Here is a 25,886-nt window from a genome sequence, read left to right as displayed (position 1 = left end):
CAATCATCTAATCTTATTCGTTCCCGTGATGCGTACAACAGGCTGTCCGGAAACGAACACAACTTCCCCGATCCTCCTTTAGAATTAGCAAATTGTCAAGAAAAAGATAAAACAAATAATCATATTTTATATAGTAACTATATTTATTATAGTGTATACTGTCAGTATCAATCCTTTGAAGTAACGATACACTATTTGAATATGGAGGGACGATAACAAATGAATACACATTCTACAGACACTCATATTGGCCATGTTCATTTATATGTTGCCGATCTGACACGCTCCTTATCTTTTTATCGCGAAGTGATAGGGCTGCAATTGCTCCGCCAGCAAGATCGTGTCGCTGAGCTGACCACCGACGGCAAACGGCCCATACTGATCATTGAGCAGCAAGCACAGCCATTGCCTAAGCAGCCGCGCACCACTGGCTTATATCATTTTGCCATTTTGGTACCGAGCCGCCAAGATTTAGCGCACACGCTCACCCATTTGCTGCACACAGGCTATCCGTTGCAGGGCGCGGCAGACCACCAATTCAGCGAAGCGATTTATTTATCCGACCCTGACGGAAATGGAATCGAGCTGTATGCCGATCGTCCGCGATCGGAATGGGTGTGGAGTAACGGTGAGCTGCCCTTCGTCAGCGATCCGCTAGATGGAGACGGGTTGTTGGCCGCGGCGGACGATACGCCGTGGACCGGTCTTCCATCTGGTTCGATCATCGGTCATGTCCACCTGCACGTCGCAGATTTGCAAGCGGCGAAGACGTTCTACTGTGATGGACTAGGATTGGACATTACGATCCCATTCCGCAACCGGGCGCTGTTCGTCTCGGCCGGAGGATATCACCACCATATCGGACTTAACACTTGGAATGGCGAAGGGGCCCCTGCACCCGCTCCAGAAAGCATCGGGTTGAAATGGTTCTCCCTCGTCTTTCCTGACGACGCAGAACGCCAGCAAGTGCTGCAGCGGTTAGCGGAGATTGGAGCACCTGTGAAGACAGATAACGAGATTCCGTTCACGTGCGACCCTTCAGGCAATCACATACAATTGATCACATCCCGCTGATGAATTGGCAGTACGCCATTAACGTTGAATTTCACCATTAACAATAAATATCAGTATCACAAAATGGAATTATATAATAAAAGCCTTCCCTGCATATACGGGAAGGCTGTCCAAGTCATATGTGTTCTATATTATTCAAACAGCGTCATCTGCTTCAGCGGCATTGGCGGAACATTCATATGAAGCAACTTCATAAGCTGCTTCGCATTGGATGCTGCGTCGCCGCCTGAGTTGTTGTTGAAGATAACCCAGCATTTCTTGGTGGATTGCAGCAAGATGTGCAGATGCTGCTTCCATTCTGTCAGTTCTTGTTCCGAATACCGGTATAAATAGCGGACTTCCCGCCAGTTCGGCTGGCTGGACGATTGCCAACCGGAATCGTTGCGTCCATGCAAGCGTACCATCGTGGCTCCGTCATGCGTTGGCTCAAGCACGGTAGGAACCGAGCCTTCGCCTACCTGCGGTTCGTCGCACACGCTGTGAATCCAGCCTTCCTCACGCATAAAGGCGAGTGTTCGCTCGCGCATATCAGGAGCAAACCAGCTTTGATGGCGAAATTCCAATGCCAGCGGCAAGCCATCCATCCATTCTCTCGTCCGGCGCAATATCTCCACATGCTTGCGCGCACAGTTGAACCATGGCGGGTATTGGAATAGAACCGCCTTCAGTTTCCCCTCAGCGCAAAGCGTCTCCGCGGCGTCCCGGAACACCATGAACATCGTCTTCGCGTCATCGAATGGAATCTTCCCCCGTGAATGTCCGGTCATGCCTTGATAAGCCTTAACGATGAAGCCGAACTGCTCCGGCGTTTGTTCGCTCCAGCTTATCATGCGCTCTGGGGTCGGTACCGCATAGAACGAGCTGTCGAGCTCCACCAACGGGAAATGCGAACCGTACACGCCAAGCTTCTCGTTAGCTTTCGTTCCGGGCTCATATATGGCATCATGATCTCCCCATCCGGCCAGACCAATCTGAATTCGCTGCTCCGTATTGAGCTCATTTTCATTAAAAGGCATACCTATCGTCTCCGCTATCTTTTTCTCCCGCCCTTATCTCCTCTGCCCTCGACTGAATTCAAACATCAGAGGCAGGTCGTTACTGATATTATCGTCATTTCCAGAGTACAATGCAATCTTCTCCAGTCGTGGCGGCGGGTTACAAACCGGGGTAACACTTTTGCGCAAATGAATAGCTATCTATACTTCTCATTCAAATGATATGGCTATGAGTCTAATCATAAAGCGTGCAACTAGTCTTGTATCAGCCAGGTTAGGGCATAACAATTTCGCTGAATTGGGAACCTGACAATGCGACATACAATGGTTACAATTTACACATTGTAGCAATAATATTATTCGTGTTACTATATATAAGTTAGTTCTAATTCAAATTAAAATTATAATGACTACTATACCTATTCAGCAAAATGAATCGAAAGGATGATCCCTTCGCATGAACAACAAACAGACGTTAACATCAGATGAAACGATGCGTTCCCGCCATTCAGTTCGCAAATATGTGCCCAATGTCCGTATCCCTGAAGCCGAACTGAACGAAATATTGGAGCTTGCCGGAACGGCGCCCTCTTCTTGGAACTTGCAGCACTGGCGCTTTCTCGTCATTCAAGAAGAAGAGAACAAGCAGCGTATGCTCCCGATTGCCTATAACCAACAACAGATCGTTGACAGCTCTGCCGTTATCGTCGTCCTTGGCGATACGCAAGCCAACCTTGTGGCGGATGAAATCTATGGAGCGGCTTTGAACGCTGGCGCGATTACGCAGCAGGTGTACGATACGCTTCTGGGCAATATTCAACGCGCATACGCATCCTCCGCGACGGTTGGCGTCGAGGAAGCCATTCGCAACGGCTCCTTGGCCGCGATGCAGCTGATGCTGGCTGCCAAAGCAAAAGGCTACGATACGTGTCCTATCGGCGGATTTAACCGCGTTGAACTTGTCAAGGCATTCCAGGTTCCTGACCGTTATGTGCCTGTCATGCTGATTACATTGGGACAGGCGGCTGCCCCAGCTCATGGCTCAGGACGCTTCCCGATTGAACGCACCGTCATTCTTGAGACATTTGCTGCGTCTTCGAACGAATAAGAACAACTTCTCTGTTCCAAGCGTCTGATCGATAACTGATCAGGCGCTTGTTTGTTACAGAGTTACCTATGCACTCCGACAGCCTTTGCAAGTCGGCATCATCATTGCAGCAGACGAAGCATGGCGTACACCTTGCGCTCATCGCCACGTATGTGTTGCTCACGCACATAGAGCTGCGCCGAGCCATCTCCGTCCAGAAAGATTCCATCTCCGATAATATTTTTTATGCTCATGTATTCATATATGGCCTGCCGAAATTGCTCTGCGGTAACGCGGTCCGGAGTTACAGTCGCATAGACATTTGCTGCTTCATCATACAGAATGCCAGAACGCAAGCGGGCCTCATACATAGCTGGCAGCGCTTCTTTCTCTGCCCGCTCCTTCCAGCGCAGATCATTCAAGCTCATGCTAATGCCTCCTACCGCCCAATAGTGCCCCCGGTTCATGACCTGAATGTCCGCTGCACTTTGTACGGCCTGAATCGAAGTTTTCTTTGCAACTTTGTCGAAGACGAATGTTCCTCGTTCATATTTGACATTGCTGCCGCCCGAGCCGAAATCCGCAGGCGATCCATTTGCAGGGTCATCATTCACAATCGCGACGCTCAACAGATTACCTTCGTAAAAGAAGCCTGCATTGATTCCCATATAGCCGCTGTCCTTCACGTTCGTCGCTATCGAGATCGGTTCAATATTATCTGCTGCAGTTTTTACGATATGAAGCTGGATCTGTTCTTTGCTTGTAAAGGTCTCGTACTGATACAAGTTAGGGCCGGGACCTTGCCGGAGATGAAAAAATCCAAAAATGACGATGATAAAAAGAGCCAAGATAATAGAGAGCGATACGTATGTTCTGATGTCGATTTGACGATTGTCCATTCAACTTCAACTCCAACGCATCTTCACGACGAGCTCACAGCAACTCTGCGATTCTTCTTCTGTTTTAAAAATCAGCTGAATGCCTTCGGGGGAAAATTTGACCGCCAAGGCGGAGCTTGCGCCCGCACCGCGGATGATTCGGAGCACTTCCTGATCATTGCCGCGCTGCGCAGCATCCATAATGTTGCTCGCCAATTCCTTGGACTGCCGAATCCGTTCCAGTACTTTGGCAGCTTGCTGAGCAAGTTGATGAGAATTCGCCGCGGATGTGATAAATAGCGACGGATTGACAGGCGGGTATTCATCCGGCCGAAACGGAGGCTGAGTCACAGGACGCACAGGTTGTACGGAACCGATACGTTGTACGGGTCCGATACGTTGAATCGAGCCGATGCGGTAAGTAGCTCCTGGCACATAAGGTGACATGGATTCACTCCTTTATTGTTAAAGATTATTATCGTTCCTAATTTAATATATATGACAGCCTATGAGTAGTGAGAAAAAGATGTGCCTTTTTAAAAAATACTCCAATCATAGCGTTCGGACAACGCTGCCAGCAATTGTACGCCTGCGACACTATTCCCCTTTTCATTTAGAGAGGGACCTACGAGACCGATGCCCATTTGACCCGGAATAAGCGCAAGAATTCCGCCCGACACCCCGCTCTTCGCCGGAATGCCCACATGAATTGCGAATTCGCCTGAAGCATTGTACATGCCGCACGTCACCATGAACGAATTGACGATTTGTACATAATGTCTTGGGATAAAGCATCTTCCGGTCACCGGATCACAGCCATGATTGGCCAGCACGAGCGCCATCCGAGCCAACTGCGTCGTGTTCACTTCAATGGCACATTGGCGAAAATATACGTCCAGCGTAGGTTCCACGTCATCCTCTAGAATGCCGTTATCCTTCAAAAAATAAGCGAGCGAGCGATTGCGATGCGCAGTCGCCTTCTCGGACTCATAGACGTGCTCATTCCACGTCAACGTGTCATCGTCAGCCAACGTACGCACAAATTCCAGCATGCGCTCTGCCTTCTCACGCGGGCTCTGGCCTTCGATGAGCGAGGCAATCGCAATGGCACCCGCATTGATGAACGGATTGAACGGCTTGCCGGGATCCACTAGCTCCAGCTTCAGGATCGAATTGAAGTCATCGCCTGTAGGCTCCATGCCTACCTTCTCGAACACCTTAGCCTCTCCGCTATCCAATAGAGCCAGCAGCAGAGAGAACACCTTAGATATGCTCTGCATCGTAAACTTAAAGCCGCAATCACCTGCATGAGCCTGCTCACCTTGCGTTCCTAACAGGGAAATGCAAAGCGCATCGCGCGGAGCATTTGCCAAGCCGGGAATATACGTGGCGACTGCACCTTTTGCTGCTGTCTTCCTGCTCTCCTCCAACCAATGGGGAAGCTCCTGTTCTAGCTGCTGCCAATAGGTAGACATATGTGCTGCGCTCCATTCCTTCCGATAATATGCTTCTCTGTTCACAGTCGTTCACGGTTTGAACATGCATTTATAGAGTGTCATTTACGATGTGGAACCATTCATTGAGGGCATTTCGCCAACCCACGACAGTCACTGCGCTTCCTTCTTCACTTCTTGAATATCTGTTCTGCAATCCAGCCGATGATGTCCATGATCTCTATTAGCATATCATTTCCAAGCGCAAAAAAGGACCCTATTTCCACTTCAGGAAAAAGAGCCCTTCGCACGTTATTGAATTATTCCGGGACGATGCCAATCCGGTTCATGTGTAAGCAGGAACTGCTCTGTCGTGAGATAGAGCGGGATCGGGGGCACTTCCTTCAAATAATGCCGCTGCATTAACAAATCGTAATGCACCTGCCGGTTCCGGGTACCGGTCATGACGGGCAAATCTTTATGCTCATCCATATAATCGTCAACCGCGGTCTGAACTATATCCAAATAAAGAGGGATGAGCATATCATTCTCCTCGAAAATTTCATACGTATAACGGGACATATAGAACTTCTGATCCGATACGCCGCCTAAATAACGGCTGATACGCTTCAGATCAATACTTTGGTCCTCTTTCAGCAAAGTCGTGCGTTGAATTTGTTCAGGCATGTCGTTCTCGAACTGAAGCACTGCTCTTTTTACGTCTTGCAAGGACACATGTACAGGAGCATTCTCTTGTTTCTGTTGTTGTTTCCGACGTTTAAACCAGAGCATGTCTGAACCCACCTCTCTGTTTTCCTATGTTATGCAGATGGAAACAGGAATAATGTATTCGCTTACATATCCATTATAACATAGATTCAATATGGTTCACATGACGCATGACAGGTAGGTTTAACCAAATCCACAATCAGTGGATCAATATCAACATGAATCATCAAAAATATTGATATGACAAAAGGGGCAACGATATATGAACACGCAGCAATCCACGACTACACATCAGATGACAGGAACAGCCATCGTAACCGGAGCAGGGTCGGGAATTGGCCGGGCGGCTGCGATACGTCTGGCGGAGGCAGGCATGACTGTCGCGCTGTTCGACCTGAAGGACGAGCGTACACAGCAGACGGAAGAATACATTGCCAAGCGATTCCCTGGACAAGCATACGCTTATGATGTGGATTTGAAAGATCCAAAACGGGTAGAAGACGCAGTCAAGCAGGTTGCCGAGCAATGTGGAGACATTAAGGCGGTATTCGCGAACGCGGGCATTAACGGCGTGCTCTCTTCCATTGAAGAGTTGAAAGTCGAGGACTGGGAGGAGACGATGAAGGTCAACCTGACTGGAACATTCGTCACCGTGAAGTATGCTCTGCCCTATTTGAAAAAGCAAGGCGGCAGCATCATCATAACAAGCTCTATTAACGGCAGCAGAAAGTTCTCCGGATTCGGCATGAGTGCGTACAGTTCTTCCAAGGCAGCTCAAGTGGCATTTGCCAAAATGGCTGCGCTGGAGCTCGCTCGTTATAAAATACGAGTCAACGTCATTTGTCCGGGAGCCATTGAGACGCACATTGAAGAGAATACGAACCGGAAACCGTCCGTGAAGGACATCGAAATCCCGATGACTTACCCGGAAGGCAGTCAGCCGCTTGAGCATGGGCCAGGGTCTCCCGAACAGGTCGCTGATCTGGTTGCCTTTCTTGCATCCGACGCCGCAAGCCATATCACCGGCGCGCAAATTATGATTGACGGCGCCGAATCACTTCTCTAGCTCGATACTAAAACACGTCCATCCTTAGCGCAGTCACAGAAAGTAAAATTTCCGTGCCTTGTCATCCGGATGGACGTGTCTTATTTACTCATCTCTTGCGTTGCATGCCCCGCTTAGCTGAGCGGCTGCACTTCCGCAACTTTTCGTTGTTGGCGGACTCGTTTTGTTGCCTCTACCATGTGGCGAAGGGCCGCGACCGTTTCTGGCTCATGACGCGTCTTTAAGCCGCAATCTGGATTAATCCAGAACGATTCCACAGGAAGCACGGCCAGTGCTTGCTCAATCAGCTGCTCCATCTCTTCCACGGAGGGAACGCGCGGACTGTGAATGTCATACACTCCAAGTCCGATTCCGAGCTCGTAATGCTGCTTCTCCAGTGTGGCAATCATATCTCCGCCGCTGCGCGCTGTCTCCAATGAGATGACGTCCGCATCCATCTTGCGAATCGTGTCCACCATGTCGGAGAAATCGCAATAGCACATATGCGTATGAATTTGCGTCTTAGGCTCCGCGCCGCATGTGGCCAAGCGGAATGCAAGCACGGCCCACTCCGTGTAAAAGGATGCATCCTCCGCTTTGAGCGGCATGCCTTCCTTCACCGCCGGCTCATCCACTTGAATCATTCCGATGCCGGCTTGCTCCAAGGCGGCAATTTCTTGACGCAGCGCATAAGCCAGCTGGAATGCCGCTTGTTCGCGCGGGACATCATTACGGACGAACGACCAGTTCAGAATCGTCACCGGACCAGTGAGCATGCCTTTAACCGGCTGCGCAGTCAAAGACTGGGCGAACGCCGTCTCTTTCACGGTCATCGGTTCTGTGAACGCGACATCCCCGTAGAGAACCGGCGGCTTAACGCAGCGGGAGCCGTAAGATTGCACCCAGCCGAATTTGGTAAAGGCGAAGCCGTCCAATTTTTCGCCAAAGTATTCAACCATGTCCGTACGCTCGAACTCGCCATGCACGAGCACATCGATGCCGATGTCTTCCTGGATGCGAATCCAACGCGTCATTTCATCTTCCAGGAAAGCTTCATACGTTTTGGCATCCCACTCTCCCTTGCGGTAACGCAATCTCGCCCGGCGAATGTCCGCCGTTTGCGGCATGCTGCCGATTGTCGTCGTCGGCAAGAGCGGGAGTTCCGGCCAGCGCTTCGAATGCAGCACTCGGCGCTCCTCATAAGGCGTGCGTTTAATTCCTTTCGCCTTCTCCTCCTCCAGCAGCTCGTGCAATGCTTCGACGATATCTGCACGCTGGCGGGAAGGCTCGTTGCGCCATGAAAGGACGCGCGCGGCACTGTCATTCAGAGCGGCGCGCGTTGCTTCACTAGGCTGCGCGATATGACGGGCTAATTGCACCGTCTCCTCCAGCTTCTCATCCGCGAAGGCCAACGCCTCACGAATTACCTCCGGAAGCTCTGTCTCGCGCGTCGCCGTCAACGGCACATGCAGCAGGCTGCATGACGGCTGTACGATCCATCGTTCCTTCGGCACGATGCTCGCAACGGATTCCAGCCACTCCGCCGCTTCTTGCAGATCAGCACGCCATATGTTTCGGCCGTCGATAACGCCGAGCGCTAACGTTTTATCTTGAGGGAAGCCCGACTTGCGAAGCGCGGCTTCGTTGCTTGCTTTGCCATGCACGAAATCCAACCCCAGCGTATTGACCGGCAGTTGAACGAATGCTTCGTAATCCGATACCGCATCGAAATAAGTTTGCACCCATAACGGAAGCGTCGGAGCCGCTATCCGCAGCTGTTCGTATACGGATTGCACAGCCTGCCAATCTTCTGGCTTCATTGCCAAGACGAACGCCGGCTCATCCAGCTGTACGCACGGAACGCCCTCCGCTTCAAGCTCGCGAAGAATGTCGCTGTACACACCGATGAACTGCTTCAGGACCTGCAGACGTTCTCCTGCGGGAACCCCCTTCAAGGAGCGCACATACGTGTAAGGACCAATGATGACCGGCTTGCCTTCGATGCCCAACTGAAGCTTCGCTTTGCGATAAGCTTGCAGCGGCCGGTTGGAAGTAAGCTGTGGCGCACGACCTTCCCATTCTGGCACAATATAGTGATAGTTCGTGTTGAACCATTTCGTCATTTCACAAGCAACTGCATCTTGGGTTCCACGTGCAAGAGCAAACATGAGATCAGGCGATACTTCCCCGCCTTCATACGAATAACGTAAAGGGATGAGTCCGAACATCGTAGTCATGTCGAGCACATGGTCGTACCAAGAATAGTCGTTTACAGGAATGTAATCGAGACCGGCTTGTTGCATTTTGGTCAATCGCTGCAATTCAATCTTGTCTAATTCCTGCTCCAGCTCCTGAGCCGAAATCTTTTTCGCCCAATACTGCTCCAACGCTTTCTTCCATTCGCGATCATAGCCGATGCGCGGATATCCTGCTGCACTTGTCTTTACTGATGATGCTGTCATTATCCTTGCTCCTCTCCATATGTGATTCCCCCGCGGGACAAATAGGGACAATTTCTATCTGTTAACACGGAATTAGCATATAACATTATTCGCCATAAGGAAACCACAAAAAAGGACATCCTGCCAACTGACAGAGATGTCCCGTAAACGTCCATGACGGAATAATGGCTCATCGCTTTCCTATCATCGTGCCATCCGGCTGCGCCGGACATCGACACGCGATTTCCATGTTTACGAACACTTCCCTATCTCCCGTAGGTACAATCAGTGCTGCCAGAACAGGCAGGTCTCCTGGCTTCAGCGTCATCGGTGTTAGCGGCCTTCCCGGTTGCATTAGCGAAACCAGTGGCCTGAAGGCTACACCTCTTCTGATACAGTGGCGGGACCGCGTCGGACTTGAACCGAACTTCCCTATTAAGCTTTGACATGTTCGCAAAGCGCCTGTTCCCTGATATGCAGTTGTGTTGGAACGTGATGGACACCCTTCCAATTGAGAACGATTATAAACTGTCTTGCAGCGGATGACAAGTGCTTTTTCCAAATGGATGAGCAGTAAAGTAAAGGGCTGAGTAAATTTCAGCCCCTCCTCATCAAACCTGACGTGAGGTTTTCCCTCATCCGGGTTTCCGATGTTCTTCTTACTTGCTCATTAAAGTACTTTCCTTACACGACGAGTTTCTTAAGTCCCGCAAGCTGTGCCGCTGCGGCCGCCTGTCTGGGTTTGCTGTGTTTGTAACGACGATTTTTCTTTTGGTTCCAGAAAAGGGTTAACCTTTTCCTGATATACCAGTCAATTTTGATTAAGAATAGGTTTACCTTCTCCCATGTCTTCCGGTAATGCATCCCCAGAAAGTCGAACCCATACTCGTCTCCCAAGTATGCCTAGCTTGGCAATGAAAATACACACGCTATATGGACATTCCTTCATTCAGGAACACGATGTCTTCCCCGTTCTCATCTAAGGTCAGCTCGCGATCGTCCAAGAACCACAGATCGTTCTGCTCCATGTAGAATGTAATGCCGTCCACGACTTCGGTTACGCCAGGATATTGCGGACTGTCTTTCATGATGCCGAAAGAGTAAGGTCCCGAAGCGCTGAATCCACTGTAGCGCACGAATACGCGCACCGTATCTCCTGCTGTGAATCCCCAATCGGTCTGAAACCGCTGTGCCGCCTTTGGTGTCACTCGTAATTGCATCAACGGACCTCCTTTATTCAATCTGTTCCCTTCTAAGCTCGATCATACCATGTGGAGAAACCGATGAAAATACCAACTTTTCACCTTGCATCATTCATTTACGATCACGAGATCACATCGAAACCTTGGTCCTCGATCGCTTCGCGAATCTGATCCGGCTTTACTGCCGTCTCGTCATAAGTGACACTCACTTGCTTCGCCGCCAGGTCCACCTGTGCTTGTCCGCCGATGCCAGCAACGGCCCGTTCGACCGATTGCTTGCAATGTCCGCAAGTCATTCCTTCCACTTTCACCGTCAAATTCGCCATCATAACTGCCTCCTTTATATTCATATCGTTACTTCTGAATTGTCATCCATATCTCCAAGATAACTCCTTCCTCATTTTCCTGCAAACGTTTCGGGGCCACTCACATATAAACGAGCACTCCATGCACGATTTACAACCACAGAACACATTTCACAAAACACATATATTTCGAGAAAAATTGATATAGTCGAACTAATAATCTTGGGCGCATTACCGCTCAAAATCAGAGCCTCCTCATATCGAGAGGAAAGCTTTTAATTTAATTGCATTTTACATCTCTCGATAACGTCGTGATGCCTCCTTTCATGAAATTTTCATTTTAGGTTGGCTATATGTATGAATATTGGTTAAAATTTAATTGTTACATATTTTGAACAAGCTGTCTCATGCTTCATTGAGCACAAAGGAGGCAATACACATTATGACCCAAATATCCAAAGTATCCCGCATTGCATTGATCGGTTCGGGATTCGTCGGATCCAGCTATGCATTCGCCTTGTTCAATCAGGGCTTAGCTTCCGAATTAGTCATTATCGACGCCAACCATAAAAAAGCGGAGGGCGACGCGATGGATCTAAACCACGGTCTTCCATTCGCATCCAACATGCGAATTTGGGCTGGGAACTACAGCGATTGTAAAGATGCCGATTTGGTCGTCATCACAGCCGGTGCGAACCAAGCTCCTGGCGAAACACGTCTCGATCTCATCGAAAAAAATGCGAAAATATTCAAGTCTATCGTTGAATCAGTCATGAACAGCGGCTTCAACGGACTGTTCCTGGTTGCCACCAATCCGGTAGACGTGCTTACATACGCGACATGGAAATATTCCGGCTTGCCAGCAAATCGCGTCATAGGATCCGGTACGATTCTGGACACGGCACGCCTTCGCTATCTGCTTGGAGAGCAGATTGAGGTCGATCCGCGCAACGTCCACGCCTACATTATAGGCGAACACGGAGACACCGAGCTTCCGGCATGGAGCAACGTCAGCATCGGAGGTCAACCGCTCGAAGATTACCGGAAGACGCACGGGAAGCCTACAGACGAAGATTTAAACAATATTTTCATCAATGTGCGCGACGCCGCGTATCATATCATTGAACGCAAAGGCGCCACTTACTACGGCATCGCGATGGGACTCGCGCGTCTGACTAAGGCGATTCTCCGCAATGAGAATTCCGTACTGTCGGTATCTACTTTGTTAACCGGCAAATACGGGTTGGACGATGTCTACATCGGCGTTCCAGCTGTCGTCAACCGCCAAGGGATTAGAGATGTGTACGAGCTTCACCTGTCAGAAGATGAGAAGCAGAAGCTGCACCATTCGGCCGGCGTACTGAAGCAGGCGATTTCTTCGATTTTCCCTAAATAATTGAATGATGTCAGCAAACCCCGAGGCTTAGTCTCGGGGTTTATTTACCATTAAGGAAAGCTAAAGTTCTGTGAAGCGGTAAAGCGAATCAAACATTCCTTATGGCGGCAAAACCTGCCTCTACATGCGGTCGCTCATCTATGAAAGGCCTCGACAGAGGTTTTCTCATGTCGCACGGACATTTTACGTGCTTCCCAAGCTCAAGCAGCCATGTACAGCACTAGACGCTTCGATAGTGACAAGCTCGAGTATGCTTGATCGCGAGAAAGGTTGAGGTTGTTATAAATCGCCCTAGCTCCACTATCCCCTCGCATCAGTAAGGTTAGTGTGGCTCATATTTCGCTTTTTCCAATTCTTTGCATGCTCCGCGAATTACGACGAAGCACCCCCTGTGTCGCAGCCTCCAGCATCGCGTCCGTCGAACAACAAGCCGACAACTGCTCGTCGTTGTTGTCCTGAGCATATGGGAGAATGAACATAAGCATGACAAAATGGCTCCAAAGTCTCCAGCAGGTAAGGCGACAAGAGGAACGCTGGAGAAATGAGCAGACACAAACAGAACAGCGCACTGGAAACTGTTCCAGTGCGCTTCTTCTTCAAGAATGGGGCTGCCAATCGCGCCAAGCCGGCACGCCTCCAGCCGACTCCGCTGCAATGATCGCATTGTGCACCGCATAGCCGAGCACTTCCGCCGCCCATATGCCGATCAGATCTACCGAAGCAGCAATACCTCCCGTCGTCATGGCGAAGACCGTGTCCCCATCGTACATCGTATGGACCGGGTATATTGTACGTGCAAGGCCGTTATGCGCCATTTGCGCAACCTTGCTCATCTCCGTCTTCGTCAGATCGCCGTTGCAGGCAATCGCCGCAATCGTCGTATTCGTTCCTGGGCGCGTATGCCCGAATGGGTTCGCCATTTGTGTCAGAAAGCTTAACGGATCAATGAAGCTCCCCGCATCCTCCTGCCTCGCCCCTGCCAACGTCGTTCCTGTCTTCGGATCACGCACCTCGCCGATCGCATTGACCGCGACGGCCGCTCCGACGACAAGACCACCTGGCAGCTGCACCGATGCAGTGCCGAAGCCGCCCTTCATCACCCGATCAGGACCTGCATATTTCCCGACCGTTGCCCCCATGCCAGCTCCGATATTGCCTTGCGGGCACGCGGTAGCGATTGCATTACGCGCAGCGGCATAGCCCATCGCAGCGTTCGGTGTAACATGCGGATCGCCTAAGCCCAAGTCGAATAGGATCGCAGACGGAACGATAGGCACTTTGCCTACCCCGACATCCATACCAATCCCCTGCTCCTTCAAATAACGCATCACGCCGTGTGATGCTTCCAGTCCGAACGCGCTGCCGCCGCTCAGGCAAAGAGCGTGAATATGCTGTACGAGCGCAGTCGGGTGAAGCAGCTCCGTTTCGCGGGTGCCTGGTGCGGAACCGCGCACATCGACGCCGCACACTGCCCCTTCCTCCGCAATGATGACCGTGCAGCCCGTTAAGGCTGCGTCATCCTGTGCATTGCCCAGTTTGATGCCAGGCACATCAGTTATACAGCCCGGATAGAACTCCTTGCCGCCCACGTGATGCAAAGCGGAATCCGAATGCTTCATATTCTCACTCCCTTAACTATTATTAATAATAAGATTCGATTAAGAAGCCCGCTTTCCTTTTTTCAGGATATATCTTGCTCTGTCTTTACTTCTGCCTCATAATGGGAGAGATTACTAAGCCATCATTTGGAGGTGTCACAATGAAAATGCGCGTATCTGCCGTACAATACCATTTGCATTCGATTAGCAGCTTTGAACAATTCGCTCACCAAGTCGAACATTATGTGAAGACAGCAGCGGAATTCGAAGCTGAATTTGTGCTCTTCCCTGAGTTTATGACGACACAATTAATGTCCATCGGTGACGAACAGGGAGAAGCGCTGACGATACAGGATTTGCCGCAGTATACCGAAGCCTATCACACTTTGTTCAGCCGGTTGGCGAAGCAATACAACATGCATCTTATCGGGGGCACGCATGTCATTGCGCGTAACGATAAGCTATATAACGTCGCTCATCTGTTCTACCCTGACGGCAAGGTGGAAGAGCAAGCGAAGCTGCATATTACTCCTTTCGAAGTGAAAGACTGGAATATGGCTGCCGGAGAAGGCGTACGCGTCTTTCATACGGAAAAAGGAACGATCGCCATTTTAACCTGCTACGATATCGAGTTTCCAGAAATTGTGCGTATGGTGCGCGCGCAAGGCGCGGACGTCATCTTTTGTCCTTCCTGCACGGACGATCGCCAAGCATTTTATCGCGTGCGCTACTGCTGCCATGCCCGGGCCATCGAGAATCAAGTGTACGTCGTGGCTACCGGCACAGTCGGCTCACTGCCTACTGTTGACCTTATGCGTTTGAATTACGGCCAAGCAGCAGTCATCACGCCGAACGACATTCCGTTTCCGCCACGCGGCATCATGATTGAAGGTGAAATCAACAACGACATGATCGTAACCGCCGACTTAGATGTCACCTTGCTGCACCAAGTGCGTGAACGCGGTTCGGTCACGACTTGGCGTGATCGCCGCACCGATTTATATACGGATTGGTAAGGAGGGTGTGCATGTTCCGCCAATCGCTATATGTCATACTCGATGGCAAGCCGCGACTTGTCACGCTGCGCAACTATACAATAGAGGATACAGAAGCGCTCATCGATATCCAACACGACTGCTTCCCTCCTCCATTCCCATCGGAGTTGTGGTGGAATACAGAGCAGATTGCCAATCATGCGCGAATCTTTCCCGAAGGGGCACTGTGTGCCGAAATGGACGGCGTGCTCATCGGTTCAATGACCGCCCTTATCATTCAGACTGATGCATATGAGAAGCACCTGCCTTGGGACAAGGCAACAGATAACGGCTATATCCGAACGCATCATCCGGATGGCGATACGCTGTACGTCGTCGATATTAGCGTGCGACCGGATTATCGCAAGTGCGGCATCGGCAAAGTGATGATGCAGGCCATGTACGCCGTGGTCGTTCATCTCGGATTGAAGCGCCTTCTCGGCGGTGCGCGCATGCCCGGCTACGGACGGGCCGCGGCTCAGTATTCAATCGAACAATATGTGGAAGGCATCATGGAAGGGAAATGGCATGATCCCGTCGTAAGCTTTCTGCTGCGCTGCGGGCGGACGCCGGTCGCCATCGTCCCGGATTATCTTGAGGATGAAGAGTCAAGGAATAACGGGCTGCTCATGGAGTGGCGCAATCCGTTCATCACGAATTGCTGGCGATAACAGTTCCAGTATGAGCAGTCTGACTATGCAATAGGAAAAGATGGCAATGATATACAATTACGTTCAAGGAAAGGATGTTATGCCATGACAGCATTGCGATATATTCGCATCCAATCTATAGCAGATCCTTTATTTTCCCAAATGCACGCGTTAATGGGCCGCATTTTTCCGAAAGAGGAAGTGCTGGAATTCGATTTATGGAAAGAACCATTGGAGGACCCGGATATTCGCGTATTCGTCGCGGTGCATGGCGAAGAAGTCGTCGGCGCGACCGAATATCGCTTCGTGGAGCCGCTGAACGTAGCGATGACCGACTTTACCATTATCGGCCAACCCGGACTCGGCATTGGACGCTTCTTGTATAAAGAGCGCGAACGCGACCTGCTGCAAGCTGCTAAAGAAGCAGGCACATCGCTCATCGGCATGTTTGCCGAAATCTACGACCCTTATCGTGTAGGTGATTTCTCGTTCGGGGGCGTGCGCCCGATGGATCCGGTCGTACGGCGCGAGGTGCTGTCGCACCTCGGCTACGAAAGATTGGATTTCCCCTATGTTCATCCTTCTTGGTCTAACGATGGAGAAGCGGTGAGCGGACTCGATTTCTGCTTTATGCCGTTGCAAGAAAATAGGCAAGACGTACCGGCAGAACTTGTCGTTGCATTCCTGCAATGGTATTACGCCGTACTGCCGAACAAGCCTGAAGCTTGGTACAACATGATCGAGCAATTGAAGCAGCGGGATAACATTGCTTTACTTCCGCTCTAATGGAATTGCCCAACGGCTTTTTGATGAGTTATGGCGTGTCCTGTCATTTTCTTACGAAACGACAGACAAAATGCAGGCGGATATCAGCCCTCGGTACATATCGGCGTCGACATCCGCCACGGCAAGCCTGATGCTGTAGCATAGTGCGATTTCCCGAGCAATAATCCGTTCGTCGCGGCGGCATCGCGGCACTCATAGACGTGAAAGGGACTGTCTCAAAAGGTCTGCAGGACTTAAAGGACAGTCCCCGCTTTTTATTAGCCGCTCTCCTCAACTGCATCCATCGCGTCCAAGCAGCATGCGCAGTCGTCCAACAACGCAAAATGGTGGAGCAGGAATAATCTCTGCCCCACCATTTTTTAATTCGCATGCTGCAATTCTAATAAACTGAGCTATCCCTCAAGTGTTTCTATCTGCTTTTTGGATAGCTCTTTTGCTTCATATAGCACGGAGTTTCACATGTCACACTGTACAGTGTAACCACCGTAGAGCATTCTATTACACAAGGCCGCACAGTCTCCGGCATCGTCCCGGCCGTTCTGCCCGGAACGTCTCCACGTTGCCTTGATCCATCATCGTTACGTATACCGTTCGTCCATCTTCTCCGCCGAACGTAACGTTCGTGCAATTGCTGCCATGCAGACGCACTTCCTCGACGAGTTCGCCTTCCGGCGAGAAGATGGCCACGGTCCCTTTGCCGAAACGGCTCACGTACAAATAGCCTTCCGTATCACAGCGCATGCCATCTAGTCCGTAATCCGGAAACTCGTGGAACAATCTTTTATTGGAAACATTCCCTTGTTCATCAAGGTCATATGCCCATATCCGGCGTTGAACGGATTCATTGACGTATAACGATGCTTCGTCCGGGCTGACCTCTATCCCATTGGTCGTCCCCATCCCCGTCTCCAACAGCGTCATCTCTCCGTCCGGAAGGATACGCCACAATTGGCCGGTATCATTGCTCCAATTCGGATCGCTGGCGAAGACGATGTCATTTGCCATAATGGCAATATCGTTCGGTTGATTCATATCCGGATTATGCGCCAGCACATCAAGCCGCTTCGTATCGAATGAATACCGGTATACGTTGTGGCCAGCATAATCGGCGATCAGCATATCACCGTTACGGTTAAACCGAATTCCGTTCCCAACACTTCCTTCCGGAAGTTCAAGGAAGACGGAGCACTCGGCTTCAGGCGTAACTTGTCCAATCGTGCCTTCACGCTCATAATTGACCGCATACAAATTGCCGTCCTTGTCGCACGCTGGTCCTTCTACGCCATTGGTAAAGCCGTGTGGAGTTGTGAACACCTCGCTTGTGCGGCATTGTGCCTTACGTTCAACCTGACTCATACCTTCCGCTCCCCCCTATACATTATCCTTACTCCTTATTCGGCAGCCGCATGAGCATAATTAACCACATTAATCAATATGCCGAATATAATGAATGCCGTTAATTATAAATGGATTGGAACAGTTGAGTGCCGGTATCCTAACGCATCAGCGGGCATTTCCGTTGTTATGATCGTCCGCGCCGTCTTCTCCACCGTCGCCGGTATCCGTCTGAAATACGCGCCGCGCTTCTTTTTCCTGCACATACGCTTCGATCATATCGCGCTTCAGTTCCCAAGCCTTCATGCTTATATCGACATGGTATCGCTCTGGATTCGTCTTGCGCAAATATTCCGGCCAGAATAGCTGCAGCTGCTGCTTGTGATAGTCGCGGATCTCTTCCAGCGACGGTCGGCTGTATAGCAGTTCACCGTCACGGTACACCGGTTGCAGCAGTCGTTCCGCATCATATTGATCTACATATTTGTGCATATACGGGTGAATCGGATCGAACAATTTAATTTTGGAACGGCGTTCCACATCATCTTCTTCCGATAAGCAGATGTAATCGGCGATAGCCTTCTTCTTTTTCTTATGAATAATGCGGTATACATCCTTCTTGCCTGGTGTCGTCACCTTTTCGGGATTCGCCGATATTTTGATCGTCGGGTGCATTTCTCCTCTGACTTCCCGGGAGACCAGCTTATACACCCCGCCCAACGAAGGCTGATCCGATGCTGTAATCAACTGCGTGCCGACGCCCCACAAATCAACGCGCGCGCCCTGCAGCTTCAAGTCAGAGATCGTATACTCGTCCAAATCATTGGAAGCGCAAATTTGCACATCCGTCAGACCGGCTTCGTCGAGCATATTCCGCGCCTGGATCGACAAATACGCGATGTCGCCGCTATCCAGACGAATCGCTTGCAGTTCTTTGCCACGCTTCTTCAGCTCAAGGCCGATTTGAATGGCATTCGGAATGCCGCTATGCAGCGTATCGTACGTATCGACCAGGAGCGTCACTTGGTTAGGCAGCGCCTCGGAGAACACTTCGAATGCCTCTCGCTCATCCTCGAAGCTCTGTACCCAAGCGTGCGCATGCGTGCCTTTCGTCGGAATGCCGAAGCGTCGGCCCGCCAGCATGTTCGAAGTGGCATGGAACCCTGCAAGGTAAGCCGCCCGCGCTCCCCACAAAGCCGCATCCGCTTCCTGGGCCCGTCTTGTTCCGAATTCCATCAAAATATCGTTGTGCGCCACCTGCTTAATTCGCGATGCTTTTGTCGCAATCAACGTTTGGAAATTCATGAAGTTCAAAAGTGCGGTTTCAATTAATTGGGTCTCAAAGACGCGTCCTTCCACACGAATAAGCGGTTCATTCGCGAAGACGAGCGTGCCTTCACGGACCGCATCAATATGTCCGGTAAACCGGAAATTCCGCAGTTCCTCGAGGAATTCTGCATCGTACTGCTCTTCCTGTTCACTTAAATATTCGATATCCTCTTCCATAAAGCGAAGCTGTTCGATATACTCCACAATACGTTCAAGTCCAGCGAACACCGCGTAACCGTTGTGGAATGGCAGCTTGCGGAAAAAAGCCTCAAATACCGTATGCTGGTTGTGCGTACCGTGCTTCCAGTGTGCATACATCATATTGATTTGATATTTATCCGTGTGTAACGCCATAGACGTATTCATCTGTTCATCCTTCTTTCTGAGGTCCCTACTGTCGAGCGGAGCTTCTATCGTTAATAGCCGCGAACGATTTGAGCTCCTAATGTATTGCGGAAATGCTGCAAGGCCCATTCATGTGCTTGTCCATTAAACGTGGCGACAGCATCCTCATGAATGACAGTCTTGTAGCCTAGATTATAGGCTTCGATCGCCGTATGCAGCACGCAAATGTCTGTGCACACGCCAACCAGGTGTACTTCTTGAATGCCTCGGGTACGAAGCCGCAGGTCCAAGTCCGTTCCGCAAAACGAGTTGTAGCGTGTCTTATCCATCCAGTAAATGCGAGCTTCGTTCTGCTTGTACACCTCTTGCACTCGGCCATACAAATGCCGTCCATCCGTACCTTTAATGTTATGCGGCGGGAACAGCGCCGCTTCCGGATGATAAGGATCCTGCTCTTCATGCATATCGACCGCCATCGTGACAAAATCGTCTGCAGCCGCAAACTTCTCCACCAGATCCGCAATGCGGTCTTCAATATCAATAGCCGGCTGTCCGCACGGAAGCCGGCCGATAACGAAATCATTCGTATAATCAATTACGACCAACGCCTTCATGGCAGTTCGTCCCCCCTCTTCACCCTTGCCGAGCAATAGGCAGCTTAACGTCATTATGACAAAATGGCGCTAAAAGTCAACCGATAAGCTACCCCTTAGCGACAAAAGTGCCGGTTCCCATCGTTCCCAATCTGCCTTGTTCGTCGGTAACCGTTCCATATAATGTAAGCATGCGTTTCGTGGCGCTCACGACATGGGCGCGCACTTCCAGCGTCCCGCTCTTCAACGGGTGCACGAAATGGACATTCAAGTTGCTTGTCACGACGTTCTCGTGCGGCCTAACTGCAGCGGCGGCAATCCCCATCGTATTGTCGAGCAAAGAACTTAACACGCCTCCATGGACGATGCCCATCATATTCAGGTGATGCTGTTCCACCTTCAGCCTTACGACAGCCTCATGTTCATCCACTCGCACCAGTTCGCAGCCCAAATATCCCCAAAAGGAAGCTTGGGCCTGTTCGGCCAACTCGCTCCAGCGCTTCATCTGATCATCATTCTCTTTACTCATGTGCGCACCTCACAATTGTTCAAGCTATTTATTGTAGTTAACCGCGATGGTATATATGCATTTCTTCTTACTAGTATATACGACGCCTATCTACAGATCATCCCAAAGATTACATCTCCTATCCTTTATGTTGTCTATAAAAAAATCGGCCGATCGCCAGTGCCAACGATCGGCCATTGATTAGATGTAATTTACGATGTCCTATATGGATGCCACTCTATTCAGAATGAGCGGATTCGCTTCGTCCCCCTTCTACTCATCCGGTTTTTCATTCGGCTCTTCACCCTGCTGCCTGCGCAGCCCCTCCTCAATCAATTTACGCCGCAGAACTTTGCCGACGATCGTCTTCGGCAACTCGCTGCGGAATTCATAAATGCGCGGCACCTTGAAGGCCGCCAGTCTTGCGCGGCACCATTCCTCCAACTTCTCCTCGCTCACGTCCAAGCCTTCGGCCCGGACGATAAAGGCTTTGACCGTCTCGCCGCGATACGGATCGGGCACGCCGATGACGACAGCTTCCTTGACCGACGGATGCTCGAACAGCACCTCTTCCACGTCGCGCGGGTACACTTTGAAGCCGCTGGCATTGATCATGTCTTTTTTCCGGTCTACGATCGTAAAGAATCCGTCTTCATCCAGCTTCGCCATGTCTCCCGTCAGCAGCCATCCCTCGTTGAGCACTGCTTTCGTCTCTTCCGGCCGATTCCAGTACCCTATCATCACCTGCGGTCCGCGCACGGCGAGCTCTCCGATCTCACCGACAGACAGCGGCTCTCTTGTATCTGGATGAACAACCATCGCCTCCGTATCTGGAAATGGGATACCGATCGTTCCGTTCTTGCGCAGGCCCTTCAGCGGATTCGCATGCGTGACCGGCGAAGCCTCGGTCAACCCATAACCTTCAATGAGCCGGCCGCCCGTGATGGATTCGAAGCGCTCCTGCACTTCCAATGGCAGCGGCGCGGATCCGCTTACGCATGCTTTGATAGAGGAGAGGTCGTACTTATGAACCTCCTTATGGTGATTGATTGCAATGTACATCGTCGGCGCTCCCGGAAAGACGGTTGGCCGTTTCTTCTGAATCGTCTCCAGCACTTGCTTCGTCTCAAAGCGCGGCAGCAGCACGAGAATGCCTGCCAGATGCATCGCGTAGTTCAACAGCACCGTCAGACCGAACACATGGAAGCAGGGCAAAGCCGCCAGAAAGATTTCCTTTCCCCTGTGGGCGTCAATGAACCAATTCGCGGTTTGCAGCGTGTTGGAGACCAGATTGTAATGCGTCAACATGACGCCTTTTGCCATGCCTGTCGTCCCGCCCGTATATTGCAGCATCGCGATATCGCGCTCCGCATCGACCGGATAGCTGACCGGCTCCGCAGGACACGACTTCAGCCAAGACTTGAAGCGGAACACGCCCGGCACATCCGGTATGTCCAGCGATTGACCATCTCTTTTCGCTTTCAACGGATAGAGCAAGTTTTTCGGAAACGGCAAATATTCTTGAATGGACCCGACAATGAATTGCTGCAGCGGAGTGCTACGCTTCACATGGTGTACGCGCGGGAACAAAATGTCCAACGTCACGATGACTTTTGCTCCGGAATCATTTAATTGAAACGTCAGCTCACCCTCCATATACAGCGGGTTCGTCATCACGACGATGCCTCCGACGAGCAGCGTGCCGTAGTATGCGATAACCATCTGCGGACAGTTCGGCATCATTAGGGCAACGCGGTCGCCAGTCTTCACGCCTAACGACTGCAATCCATTCGCAAATCGGTAAGCCGATTCAAGCAGCTCCCGATACGTTAGCGACACACCCAAAAATTCAACGGCGGGCCGCTCCGGATAATCTGCGGCGGCCTGAATCAGCAGCTGCGCGACGTTGTGCTTGGGATAGTCGAAGGACGGTGCCACTTCTGCAGGATAATGGCGAAGCCAAGTCCGTTCGCCGAGCATTGCTACCCTCCCCTTCCTCTCTCAGTATGAGAAATGTTGTTGCGGCAGTTCATCGTGCTCATTAATAGACGATATAGCGCTCAGATTTAATCACGCTTGCCGCGATGTCCCGCTTAAGTGCAAGGGTGGACAGGGAGGATGCGCGCGTAAATTTCTTCAAGAGGGACAGCTGCGTGCGAAGCACGTCGCCGCTCGCCGCTTCCTGCAGCGTTTCTTTGGCACGTTGCTCCATCACCTGCAGCGCTTCGCGCAAATAGACGCGCGTCATCTGAATCGCAAGATCCGCCTTCTCCTCTCCGAAGCGCTCAACGATCTTTTTCGTGCGCAGCAAGGCGCTTTCTCCCGCATACAATTGAATGATCATGTCAGCGAGATGGGACAGAACCTCTTGCTTCTCTTCGATGCGGGTGCCGAACTTCTGGACTGCGGAGCCTCCCACGATAAGGATTAGCGTCTTCATCTGCGACAGCAGCTGTTCTTCTTCCACAAGCGGACCGTCGCCTTCCGCAACACTATACGAGAGCACTTCCTCCTGAAGCTGCTCAAGCCGCTCCATTAGCGGAAGCTCGCCTTTCATTGCTTTTTTGAGCAGCGTGCCCGGAATGAGCAGACGGTTAATCTCATTCGTCCCTTCAAAAATCCGATTAATGCGCGCATCGCGGTAAATTCGCTCGACCTTGTATTCCTGGACGTAACCGTATCCGCCGTGAATTTGCACCCCTTCATCAGCGATGGTATGCAGCGCTTCGCTAGCGAACACTTTATTGATGGAGCACTCCATCGCATATTCAGCAATGGCCTTAACCGATTTCTTGCCGGCCTCCGCATCCGCATGATCCAGATTCTTCAGCATGTCATCGATATAGCCGGATGTCCGATATACCATGCTCTCCAGCACATAGGTCAGGATATTCATCTCGGCCAGCTTCTTCCCGATGAGTGGAAACTGGCTTATCGGCTTCCCGAATTGCTCGCGTGTATTGGCATATGCCGCAGCGAGGGCCACTGTCTCCTTCGCACCGCCGAGGCAGCCCGCGCCGAGCTTGAAGCGGCCGATATTCAGGATGTTGAATGCGATGAGATGGCCTTTACCGATCTCCCCGAGCACGTTCTCGATCGGGACGTGCACGTCCTCGAAGTATAGCGGGCAGGTAGATGAGCCCTTGATTCCCATTTTCTTCTCTTCCGGACCGATACTGAAGCCTTCCATCTCGCGTTCCAATATAAAGGCCGAAAACTGCGTGCCATCCACCTTCGCATACACGATGAAAATATCGGCGAATCCGGCGTTTGTAATGTAAATTTTCGAGCCGTTCAATATATAATGCTTGCCGTCCTCCGATAGCTTGGCGGTGGTGCGCGCTCCAAGCGCATCCGAGCCCGAAGTCGGCTCCGTCAAGCAATACGCCGCGATCTTCGCGCCGGATGCCAAGTCAGGCAGATACTTCTGCTTCTGCGCCTCCGTACCGAAGAACACGATAGGCAAGGTGCCGATGCCAACGTGTGCCCCTATGGACAGGGCGAACGATGATGCTTGGGCGAGCGTTTCGTTAATAAGTGTCGAGCTTACCTTATCCAGTCCGAGTCCGCCGTAGGCTTCGGGCACATCTGCCGCCAACAGTCCGAGCTCGCCTGCCTTCCGCATCAGGCGAATCGTCAATTCATAATCCAACCGCTCGATGTGCTCATCTTGAGGTAGAACGTCCCCTTCCAAAAAAGCGCGTGTCGTCTCCGCGAACATGCGCTGCTCTTCTGTAAAGTCTTCCGGTGTAACGACCAGCGCCGGATCCGAATCAAAGATTAGAAAGCCGCCTCCAACCTGTCTCGCTTCGGAAGTCGCACCCATATGCAATTCCTCCTTCATTACTGGATTGCTGCTTTATACCGAGGCCGGGGCAAGCACCTCGAATACCCCGGCCGCCCCCATTCCGCCTCCAATGCACATGGACACTACGCCATAGCCGCCGCCGCGCCGGCGCAGCTCATAGAGCAGGCTCGTCGTCAGCTTGGCTCCGGTGCAGCCGAGCGGATGCCCGAGCGCAATGGCGCCGCCATTCACGTTCACCCGCTCCGGGTTCAAGCGCAATTGCTGTATGACGGCCAAGCATTGCGCGGCGAACGCCTCATTCAACTCGTACAGCGCCACGTCATCAGCCTGCAGCCCAGCCTGACGGAGCGCCTTCGGAATCGCTTCTGTCGGGCCGATGCCCATTACTTCCGGCGGAACGCCCGCAACGGCGAACGTCCGGTACACGGCAAGCGGCTCCAGACCAAGCGCTTCCGCCCGCTCCCGGCTCATGAGGAGCAAGGCTGCTGCGCCGTCGCTGAACGGCGAGGAGTTGCCGGCCGTCACCGTTCCCCCCATGCTGAAGGACGGCTTCAACATGCCGAGCGCTTCGAGGCTCGTATCCGGGCGCACACATTCATCATGCGCGAACGGCTCCGTCACGGTGCGCAAGCGGCCATTCGCTTCCGCGCGCGTACGCGCCGCCTGCACCGGGACGAGCTCGGCATCGAATGCGCCCGCCGCCTGCGCCGCGGCCGCCCGCTCATGGCTCTGCAGCGCAAAGGCGTCCTGCATCTCTCTGGAGATGCCATACGCCTGCGCTACCCGTTCCGCGGTATGTCCCATGCTCATGTACAATTCCGGCATCGTGTCCGCTATCTCGGGATGCGGTGCCAGCTTGAAGCCGGTCATCGGCACATGCGACATGCTCTCCACTCCGCCCGCGATAATGACATCTGCCGCTCCCGCCATGATGCGCTCCGCCGCGAAGGCAATCGCCTGCAGCCCCGATGAGCAGAAGCGGTTGATCGTGACTCCGGGCACCGAATACGGCAACCCGGCATGCAATGCAATCACCCGCGCGACATTTAAGCCTTGTTCGCCTTCCGGCATGGCACAGCCAAGGATAACGTCCTCTACCTCGGCCATTTGCAAGGCTGGCGCGCGTTCCAATACCGCCCTTATTACAGCGCGGCCCAAATCTTCCGCTCTCGTCTCCGCCAAGGCGCCGCGCTTGCCCTTTCCTACGGGTGTTCGAACGGCGGCAACAATAACCGCCTCGTGCCCTGAACGGGAGGAAGCGCTTGCTTCCATATAAGCCCCTCCTTTTCACATCGCATCCATATTCCTTCCTGAT

At 51.7% G+C, this 25,886-nt stretch carries 24 protein-coding genes and 1 riboswitch; of the genes, 7 read left to right on the top strand and 17 right to left on the bottom strand.

Annotation, left to right across the window (positions count from 1 at the left end; all coding sequences use genetic code 11):
* The first annotated feature begins 219 nt into the window (after nt 1-219).
* Nucleotides 220-1,074: a VOC family protein gene (locus A372_RS0132385; protein ID WP_019425110.1), complete on the top strand. Its 855-nt coding sequence runs from the start codon at nt 220-222 to the stop codon at nt 1,072-1,074.
* Nucleotides 1,075-1,205: 131 nt separating this feature from the next.
* On the opposite strand, the gene A372_RS0132380 is transcribed toward A372_RS0132385, so the two are convergent.
* Nucleotides 1,206-2,090, bottom strand: a complete 885-nt coding sequence (locus tag A372_RS0132380; protein ID WP_019425109.1) for a DUF72 domain-containing protein — start codon at nt 2,088-2,090, stop codon at nt 1,206-1,208.
* A 436-nt stretch (nt 2,091-2,526) separates the two neighbouring features.
* Here A372_RS0132380 and A372_RS0132375 point away from each other — a divergent pair, with 436 nt between their 5' ends.
* Nucleotides 2,527-3,177: a nitroreductase family protein gene (locus A372_RS0132375; RefSeq protein ID WP_019425108.1), complete on the top strand. Its 651-nt coding sequence runs from the start codon at nt 2,527-2,529 to the stop codon at nt 3,175-3,177.
* Between the two features lie 101 nt (nt 3,178-3,278).
* On the opposite strand, the gene A372_RS0132370 is transcribed toward A372_RS0132375, so the two are convergent.
* The 4 genes from A372_RS0132370 to A372_RS0132355 form a co-directional block, all read right to left on the bottom strand.
* On the bottom strand, nt 3,279-4,055 hold the full coding sequence (locus A372_RS0132370) for a hypothetical protein (RefSeq protein WP_019425107.1): 777 nt from the start codon (nt 4,053-4,055) through the stop codon (nt 3,279-3,281).
* A 6-nt stretch (nt 4,056-4,061) separates the two neighbouring features.
* Nucleotides 4,062-4,481: a hypothetical protein gene (locus A372_RS0132365; protein WP_019425106.1), complete on the bottom strand. Its 420-nt coding sequence runs from the start codon at nt 4,479-4,481 to the stop codon at nt 4,062-4,064.
* A gap of 89 nt (nt 4,482-4,570) precedes the next feature.
* Nucleotides 4,571-5,509 (bottom strand): glutaminase A, encoded by a 939-nt coding sequence (glsA, locus tag A372_RS0132360; RefSeq protein ID WP_019425105.1) that lies wholly within the window; start codon nt 5,507-5,509, stop codon nt 4,571-4,573.
* A 270-nt stretch (nt 5,510-5,779) separates the two neighbouring features.
* Complete coding sequence (locus A372_RS0132355; RefSeq protein ID WP_019425104.1) at nt 5,780-6,259, bottom strand: DUF3939 domain-containing protein; 480 nt, start codon at nt 6,257-6,259, stop codon at nt 5,780-5,782.
* Between the two features lie 199 nt (nt 6,260-6,458).
* Here A372_RS0132355 and A372_RS0132350 point away from each other — a divergent pair, with 199 nt between their 5' ends.
* Complete coding sequence (locus tag A372_RS0132350; RefSeq protein ID WP_019425103.1) at nt 6,459-7,262, top strand: SDR family oxidoreductase; 804 nt, start codon at nt 6,459-6,461, stop codon at nt 7,260-7,262.
* A 113-nt stretch (nt 7,263-7,375) separates the two neighbouring features.
* On the opposite strand, the gene metE is transcribed toward A372_RS0132350, so the two are convergent.
* The 4 genes from metE to A372_RS0132330 form a co-directional block, all read right to left on the bottom strand.
* Nucleotides 7,376-9,703, bottom strand: a complete 2,328-nt coding sequence (gene metE, locus A372_RS0132345; RefSeq protein ID WP_019425102.1) for a 5-methyltetrahydropteroyltriglutamate--homocysteine S-methyltransferase — start codon at nt 9,701-9,703, stop codon at nt 7,376-7,378.
* A 169-nt stretch (nt 9,704-9,872) separates the two neighbouring features.
* The gene (locus A372_RS37835) at nt 9,873-10,010 is read right to left on the bottom strand and encodes a hypothetical protein (protein ID WP_157259900.1); all 138 of its coding nucleotides are present in this window, start codon (nt 10,008-10,010) and stop codon (nt 9,873-9,875) included.
* Nucleotides 9,968-10,163, bottom strand: a riboswitch (cobalamin riboswitch). It overlaps the preceding gene by 43 nt.
* A gap of 448 nt (nt 10,164-10,611) precedes the next feature.
* Nucleotides 10,612-10,902, bottom strand: coding sequence for a HesB/YadR/YfhF family protein (locus A372_RS0132335; protein ID WP_019425100.1), 291 nt, complete (start codon nt 10,900-10,902; stop codon nt 10,612-10,614).
* A gap of 104 nt (nt 10,903-11,006) precedes the next feature.
* Nucleotides 11,007-11,210, bottom strand: a complete 204-nt coding sequence (locus tag A372_RS0132330) for a cation transporter (RefSeq protein WP_019425099.1) — start codon at nt 11,208-11,210, stop codon at nt 11,007-11,009.
* A 421-nt stretch (nt 11,211-11,631) separates the two neighbouring features.
* Between A372_RS0132330 and A372_RS0132325 the strand changes: the two genes are divergently transcribed.
* Nucleotides 11,632-12,585 (top strand): L-lactate dehydrogenase, encoded by a 954-nt coding sequence (locus tag A372_RS0132325; protein WP_019425098.1) that lies wholly within the window; start codon nt 11,632-11,634, stop codon nt 12,583-12,585.
* Nucleotides 12,586-13,181: 596 nt separating this feature from the next.
* On the opposite strand, the gene A372_RS0132315 is transcribed toward A372_RS0132325, so the two are convergent.
* Entirely contained in the window at nt 13,182-14,204 is a 1,023-nt protein-coding gene (locus A372_RS0132315) for a P1 family peptidase (protein ID WP_019425096.1), read from the bottom strand.
* A 140-nt stretch (nt 14,205-14,344) separates the two neighbouring features.
* On the opposite strand from A372_RS0132315, the gene A372_RS0132310 reads away from it, so the two are divergent.
* The 3 genes from A372_RS0132310 (at nt 14,345) to A372_RS0132300 (ending at nt 16,653) form a co-directional block, all read left to right on the top strand.
* Nucleotides 14,345-15,199 carry a carbon-nitrogen hydrolase family protein gene (locus A372_RS0132310; RefSeq protein ID WP_019425095.1) on the top strand — a complete coding sequence of 285 codons (855 nt, stop codon included), beginning with the start codon at nt 14,345-14,347 and terminating at the stop codon, nt 15,197-15,199.
* Between the two features lie 11 nt (nt 15,200-15,210).
* Nucleotides 15,211-15,888, top strand: a complete 678-nt coding sequence (locus tag A372_RS0132305) for a GNAT family N-acetyltransferase (protein ID WP_019425094.1) — start codon at nt 15,211-15,213, stop codon at nt 15,886-15,888.
* 93 nt (nt 15,889-15,981) lie between these two features.
* Nucleotides 15,982-16,653: a hypothetical protein gene (locus A372_RS0132300; protein WP_026011427.1), complete on the top strand. Its 672-nt coding sequence runs from the start codon at nt 15,982-15,984 to the stop codon at nt 16,651-16,653.
* Between the two features lie 498 nt (nt 16,654-17,151).
* Here the strand turns inward: A372_RS0132300 and A372_RS0132295 are convergent, their stop codons facing one another.
* The 7 genes from A372_RS0132295 to A372_RS0132265 form a co-directional block, all read right to left on the bottom strand.
* Nucleotides 17,152-18,009 carry an SMP-30/gluconolactonase/LRE family protein gene (locus A372_RS0132295; RefSeq protein ID WP_019425092.1) on the bottom strand — a complete coding sequence of 286 codons (858 nt, stop codon included), beginning with the start codon at nt 18,007-18,009 and terminating at the stop codon, nt 17,152-17,154.
* A gap of 147 nt (nt 18,010-18,156) precedes the next feature.
* Entirely contained in the window at nt 18,157-19,683 is a 1,527-nt protein-coding gene (locus A372_RS0132290; RefSeq protein ID WP_019425091.1) for a nicotinate phosphoribosyltransferase, read from the bottom strand.
* A 50-nt stretch (nt 19,684-19,733) separates the two neighbouring features.
* Nucleotides 19,734-20,276, bottom strand: coding sequence for a cysteine hydrolase family protein (locus tag A372_RS0132285; protein WP_019425090.1), 543 nt, complete (start codon nt 20,274-20,276; stop codon nt 19,734-19,736).
* Between the two features lie 88 nt (nt 20,277-20,364).
* The gene (locus A372_RS0132280) at nt 20,365-20,784 is read right to left on the bottom strand and encodes a PaaI family thioesterase (protein ID WP_019425089.1); all 420 of its coding nucleotides are present in this window, start codon (nt 20,782-20,784) and stop codon (nt 20,365-20,367) included.
* 252 nt (nt 20,785-21,036) lie between these two features.
* A complete protein-coding gene (locus A372_RS0132275; protein WP_019425088.1) occupies nt 21,037-22,743 on the bottom strand; it encodes a long-chain-fatty-acid--CoA ligase in 1,707 nt (568 codons plus the stop codon).
* Between the two features lie 61 nt (nt 22,744-22,804).
* Nucleotides 22,805-24,589 carry an acyl-CoA dehydrogenase family protein gene (locus A372_RS0132270; RefSeq protein WP_019425087.1) on the bottom strand — a complete coding sequence of 595 codons (1,785 nt, stop codon included), beginning with the start codon at nt 24,587-24,589 and terminating at the stop codon, nt 22,805-22,807.
* 33 nt (nt 24,590-24,622) lie between these two features.
* Nucleotides 24,623-25,843, bottom strand: a complete 1,221-nt coding sequence (locus A372_RS0132265) for an acetyl-CoA C-acyltransferase (RefSeq protein ID WP_019425086.1) — start codon at nt 25,841-25,843, stop codon at nt 24,623-24,625.
* Nucleotides 25,844-25,886 lie beyond the last annotated feature (43 nt).

The organism is Paenibacillus sp. OSY-SE (assembly GCF_000283315.1).
Classification (GTDB): Bacteria; Bacillota; Bacilli; order Paenibacillales; family Paenibacillaceae; genus Paenibacillus_B; species Paenibacillus_B profundus.
Note: the sequence above shows the minus strand (reverse complement) of the source record. Positions and strands in the feature narration are given on the sequence as shown.